The sequence below is a fragment of the Streptomyces sp. NPDC055962 genome (assembly GCF_042270185.1).
Lineage (GTDB): Bacteria > Actinomycetota > Actinomycetes > Streptomycetales > Streptomycetaceae > Streptomyces.
The window spans coordinates 293,134-307,905 of the sequence record NZ_JBHJYN010000003.1; the positions used below are offsets into that span (position 1 = coordinate 293,134).

The following is a 14,772-nucleotide window of genomic DNA, read 5'->3' on the forward strand; positions in this document are numbered from 1 at the left end:
TCCGGGGAGCACCGCGTGGTGGCGCCGTCATGCGTTGACGGCGCCACTCTGGCGGCGCGCGCTCCCCGAGGACATCGGCGAGATCGCCGGTCCTCGGGGCGGGACCGCTCCCCCGCCGTGGTCAGCGGACCGGGTGCCCGGCCTCGCGCAGAGCGCCCTTGACCTCGGAGATCCGCAGGTCACCGAAGTGGAAGACGGATGCGGCGAGCACCGCGTCGGCTCCCGCACCCACGGCGGGCGCGAAGTCCTCGAGCCTGCCGGCGCCGCCGGACGCGATGACGGGGACCGTGACGTGCGCCCGTACCGCCTCGATCATCTCGGTGTCGTAGCCGTCCTTGGTGCCGTCGGCGTCCATCGAGTTGAGCAGGATCTCGCCGGCGCCGAGCTCGGCCGCCCGGTGCGCCCACTCGACGGCGTCGATGCCGGTGCCCTTGCGGCCGCCGTGGGTCGTCACCTCGAAGGTGCCCTCGGGGGTGCGGCGGGCATCGACGGAGAGGACGAGCACCTGGCGCCCGAACCGTTCCGCGATCTCGCGGATGAGGTCGGGGCGTGCGATGGCCGCGGTGTTGACCCCGACCTTGTCGGCCCCGGCCCGCAGCAGCTTGTCGACGTCGTCGGGGGTACGGACCCCGCCGCCGACGGTGAGCGGGATGAAGACCTGCTCGGCGGTGCGGCGCACCACGTCGTACGTCGTCTCGCGGTCACCGCTGGAGGCGGTGATGTCGAGGAAGGTCAGCTCGTCGGCGCCTTCGGCGTCGTACAGCTTCGCCATTTCGACGGGGTCGCCCGCGTCGCGCAGGTTCTGGAAGTTGACCCCCTTGACGACACGGCCCTTGTCGACGTCCAGGCAGGGGATGACACGTACGGCGAGAGTCATCGCTCACCTGCCCGGTAGGCCTCGACCTCGACCTCGACGACCAGGGAGGGGTCGACGAAACCGGACACGATGATCATGGAAGCGGCGGGCCGGACGTCGTCGAAGAGCTCCTTGTGGGCGCGGCCCACCTCGTCGACGTCCCGGGCGTGGGTGATGTACATCCGGGTGCGGACGACGTCCTCACGGCCGAGGCCCAGCTCCTTCAGCGCGGAGAAGGCGACCTCGAAGGAGGTGACGGCCTGTTCGTACGGGCTGCCCGCGGAGATCTGCCCGTTGACGACGGAGGTACAGCCGGCCACCAGGACGAGCCCGTTGGGGAGTTCGACCGCGCGGGAGTAGCCGAACTTCTCCTCGAACGGCACGTCCGAGGAGATGCGGCGTACGGAGTCCGTCATGCGGCGACCGCCTTGAGGGCCTCCTCGAGGGTGAACGCCTTCGCGTACAGCGCCTTGCCCACGATCGCGCCCTCGACGCCTTCGGGGACGAGGAGGGAGATCGCGCGCAGGTCGGCGAGCGAGGAGACACCGCCGGAGGCCACGACCGGCTTGTCGGTGGCGGCGCAGACGTCCCGCAGCAGTCCCAGGTTGGGGCCCTCCAGCGTGCCGTCCTTGGCGATGTCGGTCACGACGTAGCGGGCGCACCCCTCGGAGTCGAGGCGGGCGAGCGTCTCGTAGAGGTCGCCGCCGTCGCGGGTCCAGCCGCGGCCGCGCAGCGTCGTGCCGCGCACGTCGAGGCCGACGGCGATCTTGTCGCCGTGCTGGGCGATGACCTTGGCGACCCACTCGGGGGTCTCCAGGGCGGCGGTGCCGAGGTTGACGCGGCGGCAGCCGGTCGCGAGGGCGGCCTCCAGCGAGGCGTCGTCGCGGATGCCCCCGGAGAGCTCGACCTTGATGTCCATGGCGCCTGCCACCTCGGCGATCAGCGCACGGTTGTCACCGGTGCCGAAGGCCGCGTCCAGGTCGACGAGGTGCAGCCACTCGGCGCCGGAGCTCTGCCAGGCGAGGGCCGCCTCCAGGGGCGAGCCGTAGGAGGTCTCGGAGCCGGATTCGCCGTGCACGAGGCGTACGGCCTGGCCGTCGCGGACGTCGACGGCGGGGAGCAGTTCAAGCTTCGGCATTACAGCGTCTCGATCCAGTTGGTCAGCAGCTGGGCGCCGGCATCGCCGGACTTCTCGGGGTGGAACTGGGTGGCCCACAGCGCGCCGTTCTCCACGGCGGCCACGAACCGCTCTCCGTGCGTGGCCCAGGTGACCTTGGGGGCACGGATCTTGGCGTTGGTCACTTCGAGGGACCAGTCGTGCGCCGCGTAGGAGTGCACGAAGTAGTAGCGGGACTCGGGGTCCAGGCCTGCGAAGAGCCGGGAGTCCTCCGGGGCTTCGACGGTGTTCCACCCCATGTGCGGGACGACGTCGGCCTTCAGCGGTCCGACGGTGCCGGGCCACTCGTCGAGGCCCTCCGTCTCGACGCCGTGCTCGATGCCGCGCTCGAACAGGATCTGCATGCCCACGCAGATGCCCATGACGGGACGGCCGCCGGACAGCCTGCGCCCGATGATCCACTCACCGCGCGCCTCCTTCAGGCCGGCCATGCAGGCCGAGAAGGCACCGACGCCGGGGACGAGCAGCCCGTCGGCGTTCATCGCGGTGTCGAAGTCGCGGGTGATCTCGACGTCCCCGCCGACGTGGGCGAGGGCCCGCTCGGCGGAACGGACGTTGCCGAAGCCGTAGTCGAAGACGACGATCTTCTTCTTGTCGCTCACAGATTCCTCAGTCCCAGAGTCCCTGGATCCGCATGACGCCTGCCACCAGGCACATCACGGAGCCGATTCCGAGCAGCACGACGACGCCCTTGGGCATGCCCTGCTTCCAGAAGGAGTAGACGCCGCCGGCCAGGAAGAGGCCGACGAGGATCAGTACGGTGTTGAGGCCGGTCACAGGGCGCCCTTCGTGGACGGAAGGATGCCGGCGGCGCGCGGGTCGTGTTCGCTGGCGTAGCGCAGGGCGCGGGCCAGGGCCTTGAACTGGCACTCCACGATGTGGTGGGCGTTGCGCCCGTACGGGACGTGGACGTGCAGGGCGATCTGCGCCTGGGCGACGAAGGACTCCAGGATGTGCCGGGTCATCGTCGTGTCGTACTCGCCGATCATCGGCGCCATCTTCTCGGGCTCGGTGTGCACCAGGTACGGGCGGCCGGAGAGGTCGACGGTGACCTGGGCGAGCGACTCGTCCAGCGGGACGGTGCAGTTGCCGAAGCGGTAGATGCCGACCTTGTCGCCGAGGGCCTGCTTGAAGGCGGCGCCGAGTGCGAGGGCGGTGTCCTCGATGGTGTGGTGCGAGTCGATGTACAGATCGCCCTCGGTCTTGACCGTGAGGTCGAAGAGGCCGTGGCGGCCGAGCTGGTCGAGCATGTGGTCGTAGAACCCGACCCCGGTCGCGACATCGACCTTGCCGGTGCCGTCGAGGTTGATCTCGACGAGCACGGAGGTCTCCTTGGTGGTCCGCTCCACCCTGCCTACGCGGCTCATGCGTCGTGCTCCTTCTTCAGTTCGCGCACCGCATCGAGGAACGCGTCGTTCTCTGCCGGGGTGCCCGCGGAGACCCGCAGCCACCCCGGTACACCGTTGTCCCGCACCAGGACGCCCCGGTCGAGGATCTGCTGCCAGGCGGCGCGGCTGTCGGCGAAGCGGCCGAACTGGACGAAGTTGGCGTCCGAGTCGGTGACGGCGAAGCCGAGTTCCCGCAGTTCGTCGACCAGCCGGTCGCGCTCGCTCTTGAGCTGCGCGACGTACCCGAGCAGCGTATCCGTGTGCTCCAGGGCGGCGAGCGCGGTGGCCTGGGTGACGGAGGAGAGGTGGTACGGCAGCCGCACCAGCTGGACCGCGTCGACGACGGCGGGGGCCGCGGCCAGGTAGCCGAGGCGCAGACCGGCGGCGCCGAACGCCTTGGACATGGTGCGCGAGATCACCAGGTGGGGGCGGCCCTCGATGAGCGGCAGCAGCGAGGGGTGGTGGCTGAACTCGCCGTACGCCTCGTCCACGACGACCATCGAGGGCCGGGCGGCCTGGGCGGCGTCGTACAGCGCGCGGACGGTACCGGCGTCCACGGCGGTACCGGTGGGGTTGTTGGGCGAGGTGATGAAGACGACCTCGGGCCGGTGCTCGGCGATGGCCTTCTTCGCGGCCTCCACGTCGATGGTGAAGTCCTCGTTGCGCGGTCCGGAGATCCAGCCGGTTCCGGTGCCGCGCGCGATGAGGGCGTGCATCGAGTACGAGGGCTCGAAGCCGATCGCGGTGCGCCCGGGGCCGCCGAAGGTCTGCAGCAGCTGCTGGAGGACCTCGTTGGAGCCGTTGGCCGCCCAGACGCCGGCGGTACCGACCTCGTGCCCGGCGGTGCGGGTGAGGTAGCGGGCGAGTTCGGTGCGGAGCTCCACGGCGTCGCGGTCGGGGTAGCGGTTGAGGTCGCGGGCGGCCTCGCGGACCCGCTCGGCGATGCGCTCGACGAGCGCGTCGGGCAGCGGGTAGGGGTTCTCGTTGGTGTTCAACCGGACCGGTACGTCGAGCTGGGGCGCCCCGTACGGGGACTGGCCGCGCAGTTCGTCGCGGATCGGGAGCGCGTCCCACGCGTTCGGGGTGGTGCTGCTGTTCGTCACGCTTGCGGAACCTTCCAGCCGAACCTGGCCTTGAGCGCGGCGCCGTGGGCGGGGAGGTCCTCCGCCTCGGCCAGGGTCACGACGTGGTGGGTGACCTCGGCGAGGGCGTCGCGGGTGTAGTCGACGATGTGGATGCCGCGCAGGAAGGACTGCACGGACAGGCCCGAGGAGTGGCAGGCGCAGCCGCCGGTGGGCAGGACGTGGTTGGAGCCGGCGCAGTAGTCGCCGAGGGAGACGGGCGACCAGGGGCCGACGAAGACCGCTCCCGCGTTGCGGACGCGGTCCGCGACGGCGGCGGCGTTCTCGGTCTGGATCTCCAGGTGCTCCGCGGCGTAGGCGTCGACGACCTTCAGGCCGTCCTCGACGGAGGAGACGAGGACGATCGCCGACTGCCGGCCGGCCAGGGCGGGCGCGATCCGGTCCGTGACGTGTCTGGTCGCGGCGACCTGGGGTTCGAGCTCGGCCTCGGTGGCGGCGGCGAGCTCCTCGGAGTCGGTCACGAGGACGGCGGCGGCCATCGGGTCGTGCTCGGCCTGGCTGATCAGGTCGGCGGCGACGTGCACCGGGTCGGCGCTCGCGTCGGCGAGGATCGCGATCTCGGTGGGGCCCGCCTCGGCGTCGATGCCGACACGGCCCTTGAGGAGGCGCTTGGCCGCGGCGACGTAGATGTTGCCGGGGCCGGTGACGAGGTTCACGGGGAGGCAGTCCTCGGTGCCGTACGCGAACATCGCGACGGCCTGGGCCCCGCCGGCGGCGTACACCTCGTCGACACCGAGAAGGGCGCAGGCGGCGAGGATCGTGGGGTGCGGCAGACCGCCGAACTCCTTCTGCGGCGGGGACGCCACGGCGATGCCCTCGACGCCGGCCTCCTGGGCCGGGACGACGTTCATGACGACGGAGGAGGGGTAGACCGAGCGGCCGCCCGGGACGTAGAGCCCGACGCGCTCGACGGGCACCCACTTCTCGGTGACCGTGCCGCCGGGGACGACCTGGGTGGTGTGCGTGGTGCGGCGCTGCTCGCGGTGGACGAGGCGGGCGCGGCGGACGGACTCCTCCAGTGCGGCCCGCACGGCGGGGTCGAGGTCCTCCAGGGCGCCGGTGATCGCGTCGGCGGGGACCCGGATCGAGTCGATCCGGACGCCGTCGAATTTCTCCCCCCACTCGATCACTGCCGCCGAGCCACGATGGCGCACGTCCTCGCAGATGGGCCGCACCGTCTCCAGGGCGGCTTCCACGTCGAACTCGGCACGGGGCAGCAGGTCGCGCAGGGCGCCGCCCTCGGGGAGGGCGGAACCGCGCAGATCGATTCGAGAGATCACACCGCAATTCTCTCAGACCGGTTCCGGCGTCCGGTCGCCCGTATCACTGGCTGATACATGTCCCGGCCGTCACTACTGACCGTCGGCGTTCACGTCGTCACAGAGAGGGAAGAACGACTGTACGAGGCGCGGGACGGACCGCGCGTCCGGAGGTGATGCAGTGACCGAACCGTACGACGGCGAGATCCCCGACGGGCTCAGCGCGGCGGAGCTGGGCATGTGGCAGTCGTTCCGGAACGGCACCACCTACGATCTCCGCTCGCACGACCCGGTGCGCGACGATCCGTTCGCCCCGCACAGCTGGGGGCCCGAGCGCAGCGTGGGCGCCCGGACGGTGGCGCGGCTGCTGCTGAGCGGGCCGGCCGCACGGCCCGGGCGGGTGGCCGCGCTGAAGCTCCGGGGCCTCCGCATCACGGGGAAGCTGGATCTGGCGGGCGGCCGCGTCTCGCCCTACGTGGAGCTGACGGGGTGCCGCTTCGAGCAGGAGGTGGTGCTGCCCGAGTGCCACTTCACGACGCTGCGGATGGTGGGGTGCGCGGTGCCGAGGCTGGACGCGGCCCGCCTCCACACGGAGGGGGACCTGCATCTGCCGCGCTGCCGGATCGAGCGGGGCATCCGGCTGACCGACGCGCAGATCGGCACGGATCTGCTGATCAACCAGATGCGCGTCGGGCCCGACCGGCGCGGCCGCTCCTTCGTGGGCGACGGGATGTCGGTGGCGCAGGACCTCCAGGCCGAGATGATCGAGACGCGCGGCGAGCTGAGCCTGCGCGGGGCGAAGGTCGGCGGCTCGCTGAGCCTGCGCGGCAGCCGGCTCCGCGCCTCGGACGGACGGCGGGCGCTCAACGCCCCGCAGCTGAGCGTGGAGCGCACGCTCTACATGACCGAGGCGTGGGTGAGCATCGACACGGGCAACCAGGGCACCACTCCCCCGTTCGGCGTGGCGCGCGGCGGGGGCCCGGCGCGTGGGACGCGCGCGCAGCCCTTCGAGTGCCGGGGCGCGGTGCGGCTGGACGACGGGCGGTTCGGGGACGCCGTGGATCTGCACAAGGCCCGGTTCGTGCTCGCCGACCGCGAGGAGCTGTCGCTGCGCCGGATCGTCACACCCGAGCTGCGGTTCAACGCGGAGCGCCCCCGGGAGGGCCGGGTCGTGCTGAACGGCGCGAAGGTCGTCACGCTGATCGACGTGTCGACGAGCTGGCCGGGACCCGGCGGCCTGGCGATGGGCGGGTTCGTGTACGAGAACCTCGTGCCGTACGGCCACTTCCCGCTCTCCCGGCGCCTGGAGTGGGTGCTGGCCGCGACCCCGGAGTACGTACCGGAGCCGTACGAGCGCCTCGCGACGGTGCTCCGCAGCTGCGGGGAGGACGCTGACGCCCGCGAGGTGCTGCTGGCCAAGCAGCGCCGGCGCCGGGAGACGCTGCCGCCGGCGGGGAGGATCTGGGGCTATCTGCAGGACTGGACGGTGGCGTACGGCTACCGGCCGGGGCGGGCCCTGGTGTGGATGGCCGTGCTGTGGGCGGCGGGGGCGATCGCGTTCTCGCAGTACCGGCCGGAGTCGATCAAGGGGAGCGAGCATCCCCAGTGGAATCCCGCCCTGTACGCGCTGGATCTGCTGGTCCCCGTGATCGATCTCGGGCAGGACGGCTACTGGCTGCTGGAGGGCGGCTGGCAGTGGACGGCCGCGGCCCTCGTGCTGCTGGGATGGATACTGGCCACGACGGTGGCGGCGGGCGCGTCCCGGCTGCTGCGGCGCGGCTGACCGGGGACGGGGCGGGGCGGCACCCCGCCCCGCCGGATCCCTGCCGGCACACCGGCCGCAAGGCCGGCCGGGGTCCGGGAGGACGGGCGGTTATCGGCAACCGGAAGGGCGGAATCCAGCCAGTCACGGTCGATTGTTTTGCTTTTTCTTGACCTCGCCCAGGGCAACCCTCCCACTCGCTACAGAAGCTTCACAGAGCCCCTCTGGCGCAGCCCTCACCAGGGCTTTTCAATGGTCTGCACCATGTCTTTCCTCCGCGCACTGCTGAGCACCACGCGCGTCTTCCGGTACGGCTCCGGGCTGTCCGCCGGGCTGCCGGCGGACGACGCGGTGATGCTCGACGCTCCCGACGAGCAGCTGTCCCCCGCGCTGGTGGCGGCGGCCCTGGGAGACTTCGAACCCGCGGCCAAGCTCCTCGCCACCACCCGGGACGCCGCCGACTGGGAGTCCCGGGACCGGACCCTGGGCCGGCTGGTCGCCTTCGCCCGCAACCGCGACGGCTGGCTCACCGACTGGCTGGCGGCCGCGCCCCGCGACCCGGACGCCCTGCTCGTCAAGGCCGCGCTGGCGGTGCGCCGCGCGTGGGAGTCACCCGCACATGCCGAGCTCCTGCGCGAGGTGGGCCCGCAGATCACGGCGGCGGCGCGGGCCGACGTCCGCGACCCCGTGCCGTGGCGCCTCGCCCTCGACCACGCCCGTGGCACGCACGCCCCGCACACCGTCTTCGAGTCCCTGTGGGAGCAGGCCGTACGCCGCTGCCCGCACCACTACGGCAGCCATGTCGCGGCGCTCCGCTATCTGTCGGCCGAGTGGTACGGCTCGCACCGCGAGTGCTTCGACTTCGCCGAGCGGGCCGCCGAGGACGCCGCCGGGGACTCCCTGGTGCAGGCGCTCCCGGTGCGGGCCGCCTTCGCCCTGCTGCGGGACGAGAAGGCACTCGCACGGGCGACCTCGGTGCAGGGGGACCGGATCGACGCGGCGGCCGACCTCGCGATCAGGCTCTCGGCCGGATTCCCCGCCGGTGACCCGTGGCCGGCGGAGGTCCGCAACCTCCTCGCCTACGTCCTGGTCGCACGCGGCCGCGCGGCCGAGGCCCTGGAGCAGTTCCGGCTGATCGGGCCGTACGCGACGTCGTTCCCCTGGGCGCATGTGACCGGCGAGGCGCTCGGGGGGTTCCTCGACGCGCGGGCGGATGCCCGGCTCCGGGTGGCCTCTTCCACGCCCCTGTGCGGCAGGCCGGAACACGGCGGGCCCCGCGCCCATTAGGCTTGGCCGTTGTGACCACCGCTCGCCTGCCACTCTTCCCGCTGAACGCGGTGCTGTTCCCCGGCCTCGTACTGCCGCTCAACGTCTTCGAGGAGCGTTATCGCGCCATGATGCGCGAGCTGCTCGAGATCGACGAGGAGGAACCGCGCCGCTTCGTGGTGGTCGCGATCCGCGACGGCCGCGAGACCGCCCCGACGGCCACCGGAATGCCGGACACGGTCGCCGCCGCGCCCCCCGCGGAGCGCGCCCCGGGCGACGGCTTCGGCCCCGATCCCATCCAGACCTTCCACCGGGTCGGCTGTGTCGCGGACGCGGCGAAGATCCGTGAGCGCGCCGACGGCAGCTACGAGGTCCTGGCGACCGGCACCACACGGGTCCGGCTGCTCTCCGTCGACGCGAGCGGTCCCCACCTGACGGCGGAGGTCGAGGAGCTGCCCGAGGACCCGGGTGCCGCCGAGGACGGCGACGCCTCCCCCACCGACGAGGCGGGGGCACTCGCAGAAGGTGTCCTACGGGCCTTCCGCAGCTACCAGAAGCGGCTGGCCGGAGCCAGCGAGCGTTCCCTGACGACCGGTGCGGACCTGCCGGACGACCCGTCCGTCGTCTCGTACCTCGTGGCGGCCGCCGCCGTGCTCGACATCCCGACGAAGCAACGGCTGCTCCAGGCCCCGGACACCGCGACCCGGCTGCGCGAGGAGCTGGCGCTCCTGCGCAAGGAGACCGCCGTCATCCGGCACCTCCCGTCCCTGCCGGCCGCCGACCTGACCCGCGACCCGACGCACCCCAACTGACCTGAGGACCTGCCAGGTGGCGAAGAAGTCCAGGAAGCAGCAGCCCGGCGGCACCCCGGCGACGGTCGCCCTGACCGCCGCCGGCACGGCGTTCACGGTGCACGCGTACGAACACGACCCCGCCTCGCCGTCCTACGGCGAGGAGGCGGCCGAGGCCCTCGGCGTCTCCGCGGGCCGGGTGTTCAAGACCCTGGTGGCGGACGTCGACGGTGAGCTGGTCGTCGCCGTCGTCCCGGTCGCGGGATCGCTGGACCTGAAGGCCCTGGCCTCGGCGGTGGGCGGCAAGCGTGCGGCGATGGCCGACCCCGCGGCGGCGGAACGCACCACGGGCTACGTACGGGGCGGCATCTCCCCGCTGGGCCAGCGCAAGCGCCTGCGCACGGTGCTGGACGCGTCGGCGGGGTCCCACACGACGATCTGCGTCTCGGCGGGCCGCCGCGGGCTGGAGGTCGAGCTCGCCCCGGCGGACCTGGCCGCCCTGACGGAGGCCTCCCTGGCCCCGATCGGCCGCGGCTGAGACCTGCGCCGAAGGGCCGGCCCCGCGGACACCCACCGCAGGCGCCGCCCTGCCGCTACGACCGTTCCGGCCACTCCCCGGAGCCCTTGGCGTCCCCGGCCACCGGGCCCGGCCCGAACGCCGACTCCGCCCCGGCCGTGGAGGACCCGGCGGAGCCGGGCGGAGCCGGGTAGGGAGCCCCGTACGGAACGTCCCACTCCGGCTCGGGGTCCCGAGGACCGAACAGAGCCGTCAGACCCAGGTGGACGATCATCGCCGCGATGGGCCAGGCCAGCATCGCCGCCCCCACCGCGTGCAGTTCCAGCGGCGCGTCGAAGGTGACACCCTTGCCGACCTCCTTGGCGTGGGCCACCACATCGGACGTCGGCCCGAACCAGGTACCGATCCCCCACGCCAGCAGTGAGCCGAGCAGCCCGCCGAGGGCGAGCCCGACCACGAGCGGGATGCCCCCGCGCCGGCGGAGGAGGAAGACGGCGATCCCCGAGACGAGGCCGAAGGCCAGCCCCAGGAGCACGAAGGTGCCGTCGGCCCCGATGGCCTCCTCGCCCTCGCTGTTCTTGAGGAAGACGGCGGTGTCGTCGGAAACCAGCGGCACACGCGGCGAGAGCCAGAGCCAGAGCAGACCGAGCACGAGACCCGCCACCGTCAGGACCGCGGCGATCACCGCGCCCTGCCTCAGCTCCGTACGCCGCTCGTCCGCGCCCGGCTGATCGCCGGGCACGGCATGCGACCCGGACGGCGGGGCCTGCCAGGGGTCGTTCGGCTGGGGCTGGTGCGGCGGCGTCAACGGTGCGGTCACGGTGCCATCGTGCCAGGCCCGGACACGCGCCGCCTCACCGGACCGCCGCGCGACGGTACGCCCAGGTGGCCACGGCGAGGGACAGCACACCGACCGCCGCGCACACGGCGAGGTCCAGGGCGACGACCACCCAGTCGGGGTGGGCGTCGAAGGACCGGGACAGCGCCTCGACGCCGTACGTCGAGGGGAGCAGGTCGCGCGCCCACCCCACGGGGCCCGGCAGCCGCTCGGCCGGCAGCACACCCAGCAGCAGCGCGGCCGACATGCCCAGCTGACCGAGCAGCGTCGCCAGTTCCTGCCGCGGCGCCAGCAGCCCGAGCGCGGCGCCCAGACCGGAGAGTGCGGCCCCGGAGAGCGGGATGACCGCGACGAGCACCCACAGATGGGTCATGGGCAGCCCGAACAGGGCGCTGCCCGCCACCGCCGTGACGATCGTGCCGGGCACGGTGAAGGAGGCGTACGCCCCCGCCGCTCCCAGCACCACCGCGGCGGGGGGAACCGGCAGCGTCGCGTAGTGGTCGAGACCGCCGCCGGCCCTGAGCTGGCCGAAGTACTGGGCGAGCAGATTGAGCGCGACGAAGGCCACGACCAGCACGCTGGAGCCGGCCACGACGGCCCGGGCCTCCGCGCCGCCGTCGACCACTCCGCGCATCAGCACCATGATCCCGACGGACTGGAAGGTCGCGACGAAGAGGAGCGGGATCCGTGCGACCCTCGCCCGCGACAGCTGCGCCCGGTACACCGCCGCCAGCGACGGCAGCAGCCTGGCCCGTGGGGCGAGGGCCGCCGGAGCGGTGCGGGCGGACCGGCCTTCGCGCACCGCGGAGGCACGCACCTTCGGTGTGGACACCTTCGCGGACTCCGTGGGAAGGATGCTCGTCACCTGGCAGTGCTCCCGTTCGACTCCGACACGTATCCCGACACGTTCACCGTTCCGTTCACGCCTTGACCAGCCCCTCGGTGGCCCCGGCCGCGTCGCCGCCGAGCGCGAGGTAGACGTCCTCCAGGCTGGGGGTGGCCAGCGTGAAGTCGTCGAGCGAGGAGAAGGCCGCCCCGCCGGTCACGGCGGCCACCGCGGCGCGCGCCTCGTCCGGCCCGAGCCGCAGCACCCACTTGCGCCCCGACTCCTGGGCGGACCCGCGCAGCGCGGCGACCTCCGGGACGTCCAGCGGCGCGCGTTCGCGCCACACCAGCTCGACCCTGACCTCGCCGGCCACCCTCTCCTTGAGCCCGGAGGGGGTGTCGCAGGCGATGACCTTGCCGCGTTCCATGACGGCCACCCGGTCCAGGACGGTCTCCGCCTCGATGACGTTGTGGGTCACGAGCAGCACCGTCGCGCCGTTCTCCGCCCGGCGCCGGTCGACGGCCGACCACACGGAACGCCGCGCGACGGGGTCCATGCCGGTCGTGGGCTCGTCCAGCACCAGGACCGGGCGCTCACCGACCAGCGCCGCGGCGAAGCAGGCGAGCCGCCGCTGTCCGCCGGAGAGCTTCTTCAGCGGGCGCCCGGCGAGCTCGGTGAGCCCGAGCTCCTCCAGTACGTCGTCGCGCGCGGCCCGCGCGGCCCGTACCGGCAGTCCCCGGAGCCGCCCGGTGGTCTCCGCGGCGAGCGACACGGTCAGCTCGTCGAGAGCGGTGGACTCCTGACCGAGGTAGCCGATGAGCCGGGAGGCCCGCTCGGGATGGCGCACGAGATCGTGCCCCAGCACCTCGACGCTTCCGGAGTCGGGACGCATCAGTCCGGTGAGCTGGCGCACGAGCGTGGACTTGCCGGCGCCGTTGGGGCCGAGGAGTCCGAAGATCTCCCCGCGCCGGACGTCGAAACGGACCCCGTCGGTGGCGCGCACCTCGGGGGTCGCGGCCCGGCCGCGTCGGCCGCGGACGGCCGGGTAGGTCTTGACCAGATCACGCACCGCGCACACGGACTGTTCCTGTGCCGTGCCCCTGGCCTGTGCTGTGCCCGTACTCACGAGGTATGAGACTACGGGGTCGGATGCCCCGTATTGCGTCCGGGGCGGGCAGGGCAGCCCGGCTCACTCCCCCACGGGGGCGTGCTCGGCGGCGGCCCGTACGTCGATCTCCCGCCAGAACCCCGCCCGGATGGCATACCTGTCGTGCTCGTCGATCTGGTCGTCCTTGTGCGCGAGCAGCCCGAAGCGGGCGGCGTACCTCAGGAGTTCCCCGTCGATGCGGTGCGGGATGCGGGGGTACATCGTGGACAGCTTCTGCAGGTGGACGGTCTCCGGCAGCCGCTCCATCCAGCGCCGGGCGAAGACCTGGCCGACCTCGAAGGGGTCGCCGCCGACGGTGGTGATGTCCTCCTCCCGGTCCGCCCAGCGCTGTTCCGCGCTGGTGAGCTGCGCCAGGGTCGGCAGGGACGCGGTCTCGGCCGGTTCGCCGAGCGGTCCGCCGCGCTCGACCCAGCCCCGGTCGGAGGACCAGCGCAGCGTCGCGTTGGCTGCGGGCGGCGGGGCGTGGTGGGTGGCCTGGGCCCCCGGCGCGCGCAGGCTCGCCAGGTCCTTGGGGGTGGGGACGCCCTTGTGACCGGGGGCCTGCGGGACGCCCGGGGTGTCCTCCACGGTCCGGGTGCCGTTGCGGGCCGCTGCGGCCTGGGCGGCCTCCGAGGCCCGCTCGGCCGAGGCGGCGAGGGCGGCCTCGGGCAGCGGGGCGGAGAGGATCGCGGCGATCTCCGGGCGCGGCACGGGCGGGGGCGCGCACACGCCGCCCGTGTCCTTGGCCCGTACCGCCTTGGTGATCCAGGCCCGGTCGAGCACGCGCCGTTCGTCCGCCTCGGCGACCAGGTCCTCGGACTGGTTGTAGTCCCCGTCGGCGGCCTGGACCGCCCAGAGGTGGACGGCGACGCCGTGCTCCTTGGCCGACATCAGTCCGGGCAGCAGGTCGCCGTCGCCGGTCACGAGCACCACGTCGGAGCAGGCGCGGTTCCGGGCCAGTTCGGTCAGCTCGGCGTGCATGGCCGCGTCGACGCCCTTCTGCGCCCACCGGCCGTCACTGCGCGTGAGGGCGCCGAGCCGGACGGTCACCCGGGGCATGACGCGGAGCCTGCGGTGCTCGGGCTGCGGCACGCGGTCGGGGGCGCCGTCGAACCAGTAGATGCGCAGCAGAGGCTGTTCCGTGTCGGCCTCCGCGCGCTCGCGCAGGCCCTGGATCAGGGCCGCGTGGTCCACGGTGATGCGGGAACGGGCGGGCTCCCCGGCCAGCAGGCTCGCGGCTGCGCCCAGCAGGTAGCCGGCGTCCACCAGGACGACGCAACGGTCCACGCGTTCCACCCTCTTCCAACTCGGGAGAGGGTCAGCGGGCCCGGACACGAGGGAGGGTCCGCCGACCCGGGGTTCGCTTACTCAGGGTTTCCTTCGAGTCTGCCCGACGGCACGGTCGTTAAGGTCCGGAACTCGATCATCGGCGTGGCGGATCCGGGAAGCGGCGCATGATACCTCGCTTACTACGCTCGGTAATGATCCAACATGCGGCTTTTATGCCGCTATGTGAGTCTGACAGCGGTTCTGGACCCCCAGATCCCACTGTCAGGAGGCAGCACGATGGCGAAGAACAAGAACCGCAAGCAGGGCGGCCAGCACGACCGCGCGTCGGCCGCGGAGCGTGGCGCGGAGGAGGCGAAGTCGACGGCGTACGAGTCGCAGACCCAGGCGCAGTCGCAGGCGCAGGGCAGCCCGTCCGACGTCGCGCGCAAGCACCAGAAGCGCTTCGGCCACAACTGACGGCCCACCGGGCCGGCAGGCCGAGAGGGGCGCCCCCCGGGCGCGGGGCGCCCCCCG

At 72.9% G+C, this 14,772-nt stretch carries 17 protein-coding genes; 5 read left to right on the top strand and 12 right to left on the bottom strand.

The window, feature by feature from the left end; genetic code table 11:
• Positions 1-121 precede the first annotated feature (121 nt).
• Genes hisF through hisD form a run of 8 tightly spaced genes read right to left on the bottom strand, consistent with a single transcriptional unit; the run spans position 122 to position 5,843 of the window.
• On the bottom strand, positions 122-877 hold the full coding sequence (gene hisF, locus ACFC51_RS11865) for an imidazole glycerol phosphate synthase subunit HisF (protein ID WP_329227731.1): 756 nt from the start codon (positions 875-877) through the stop codon (positions 122-124).
• Positions 874-1,272: a RidA family protein gene (locus ACFC51_RS11870; RefSeq protein WP_376379564.1), complete on the bottom strand. Its 399-nt coding sequence runs from the start codon at positions 1,270-1,272 to the stop codon at positions 874-876. The genes hisF and ACFC51_RS11870 overlap by 4 nt, the downstream gene beginning before the upstream one ends.
• Positions 1,269-1,994 (bottom strand): bifunctional 1-(5-phosphoribosyl)-5-((5-phosphoribosylamino)methylideneamino)imidazole-4-carboxamide isomerase/phosphoribosylanthranilate isomerase PriA, encoded by a 726-nt coding sequence (priA, locus tag ACFC51_RS11875; RefSeq protein WP_376379567.1) that lies wholly within the window; start codon positions 1,992-1,994, stop codon positions 1,269-1,271. Before priA ends, ACFC51_RS11870 begins: the two co-directional genes overlap by 4 nt.
• Entirely contained in the window at positions 1,994-2,635 is a 642-nt protein-coding gene (hisH, locus tag ACFC51_RS11880) for an imidazole glycerol phosphate synthase subunit HisH (RefSeq protein WP_329227737.1), read from the bottom strand. The genes priA and hisH overlap by 1 nt, the downstream gene beginning before the upstream one ends.
• A 7-nt stretch (positions 2,636-2,642) precedes the next feature.
• Entirely contained in the window at positions 2,643-2,810 is a 168-nt protein-coding gene (locus ACFC51_RS11885) for a hypothetical protein (RefSeq protein ID WP_014156783.1), read from the bottom strand.
• On the bottom strand, positions 2,807-3,400 hold the full coding sequence (gene hisB / locus ACFC51_RS11890) for an imidazoleglycerol-phosphate dehydratase HisB (protein WP_376379572.1): 594 nt from the start codon (positions 3,398-3,400) through the stop codon (positions 2,807-2,809). Before hisB ends, ACFC51_RS11885 begins: the two co-directional genes overlap by 4 nt.
• Complete coding sequence (locus ACFC51_RS11895) at positions 3,397-4,524, bottom strand: histidinol-phosphate transaminase (RefSeq protein WP_376379575.1); 1,128 nt, start codon at positions 4,522-4,524, stop codon at positions 3,397-3,399. Before ACFC51_RS11895 ends, hisB begins: the two co-directional genes overlap by 4 nt.
• A complete protein-coding gene (gene hisD, locus ACFC51_RS11900) occupies positions 4,521-5,843 on the bottom strand; it encodes a histidinol dehydrogenase (protein WP_376379577.1) in 1,323 nt (440 codons plus the stop codon). The genes ACFC51_RS11895 and hisD overlap by 4 nt, the downstream gene beginning before the upstream one ends.
• A 160-nt stretch (positions 5,844-6,003) precedes the next feature.
• Between hisD and ACFC51_RS11905 the strand changes: the two genes are divergently transcribed.
• The 4 genes from ACFC51_RS11905 (at position 6,004) to ybaK (ending at position 10,179) form a co-directional block, all read left to right on the top strand.
• A complete protein-coding gene (locus ACFC51_RS11905) occupies positions 6,004-7,605 on the top strand; it encodes an oxidoreductase (protein WP_376528315.1) in 1,602 nt (533 codons plus the stop codon).
• A gap of 231 nt (positions 7,606-7,836) precedes the next feature.
• Positions 7,837-8,871 (top strand): hypothetical protein, encoded by a 1,035-nt coding sequence (locus ACFC51_RS11910; protein ID WP_376379582.1) that lies wholly within the window; start codon positions 7,837-7,839, stop codon positions 8,869-8,871.
• 11 nt (positions 8,872-8,882) lie between these two features.
• Positions 8,883-9,662, top strand: coding sequence for an LON peptidase substrate-binding domain-containing protein (locus ACFC51_RS11915; RefSeq protein WP_376379585.1), 780 nt, complete (start codon positions 8,883-8,885; stop codon positions 9,660-9,662).
• Positions 9,663-9,678: 16 nt separating this feature from the next.
• On the top strand, positions 9,679-10,179 hold the full coding sequence (ybaK, locus tag ACFC51_RS11920; RefSeq protein ID WP_376528318.1) for a Cys-tRNA(Pro) deacylase: 501 nt from the start codon (positions 9,679-9,681) through the stop codon (positions 10,177-10,179).
• 55 nt (positions 10,180-10,234) lie between these two features.
• On the opposite strand, the gene ACFC51_RS11925 is transcribed toward ybaK, so the two are convergent.
• From ACFC51_RS11925 to ACFC51_RS11940, 4 genes are all read right to left on the bottom strand, one after another.
• Positions 10,235-10,978 carry an ABC transporter permease gene (locus ACFC51_RS11925; protein ID WP_376379591.1) on the bottom strand — a complete coding sequence of 248 codons (744 nt, stop codon included), beginning with the start codon at positions 10,976-10,978 and terminating at the stop codon, positions 10,235-10,237.
• A 34-nt stretch (positions 10,979-11,012) separates the two neighbouring features.
• A complete protein-coding gene (locus tag ACFC51_RS11930) occupies positions 11,013-11,861 on the bottom strand; it encodes an ABC transporter permease (protein ID WP_376379594.1) in 849 nt (282 codons plus the stop codon).
• Positions 11,862-11,916: 55 nt separating this feature from the next.
• Positions 11,917-12,900 carry an ABC transporter ATP-binding protein gene (locus ACFC51_RS11935; RefSeq protein WP_376379602.1) on the bottom strand — a complete coding sequence of 328 codons (984 nt, stop codon included), beginning with the start codon at positions 12,898-12,900 and terminating at the stop codon, positions 11,917-11,919.
• A gap of 111 nt (positions 12,901-13,011) precedes the next feature.
• On the bottom strand, positions 13,012-14,265 hold the full coding sequence (locus tag ACFC51_RS11940; protein WP_376379597.1) for an NYN domain-containing protein: 1,254 nt from the start codon (positions 14,263-14,265) through the stop codon (positions 13,012-13,014).
• Positions 14,266-14,535: 270 nt separating this feature from the next.
• Between ACFC51_RS11940 and ACFC51_RS11945 the strand changes: the two genes are divergently transcribed.
• Positions 14,536-14,715 carry a hypothetical protein gene (locus tag ACFC51_RS11945; RefSeq protein ID WP_376379600.1) on the top strand — a complete coding sequence of 60 codons (180 nt, stop codon included), beginning with the start codon at positions 14,536-14,538 and terminating at the stop codon, positions 14,713-14,715.
• The last annotated feature ends 57 nt before the right edge of the window (positions 14,716-14,772 follow it).

Bases quoted from the DNA above. Each gene is read 5' to 3' on its own strand.
- priA (WP_376379567.1), bottom strand. From the start codon at position 1,994: ATGCCGAAGCTTGAACTGCTCCCCGCCGTCGACGTCCGCGACGGCCAG.
- ACFC51_RS11945 (WP_376379600.1), top strand. From the start codon at position 14,536: ATGGCGAAGAACAAGAACCGCAAGCAGGGCGGCCAGCACGACCGCGCG.
- hisF (WP_329227731.1), bottom strand. From the start codon at position 877: ATGACTCTCGCCGTACGTGTCATCCCCTGCCTGGACGTCGACAAGGGC.
- hisB (WP_376379572.1), bottom strand. From the start codon at position 3,400: ATGAGCCGCGTAGGCAGGGTGGAGCGGACCACCAAGGAGACCTCCGTG.
- ACFC51_RS11870 (WP_376379564.1), bottom strand. From the start codon at position 1,272: ATGACGGACTCCGTACGCCGCATCTCCTCGGACGTGCCGTTCGAGGAG.
- ACFC51_RS11910 (WP_376379582.1), top strand. From the start codon at position 7,837: ATGGTCTGCACCATGTCTTTCCTCCGCGCACTGCTGAGCACCACGCGC.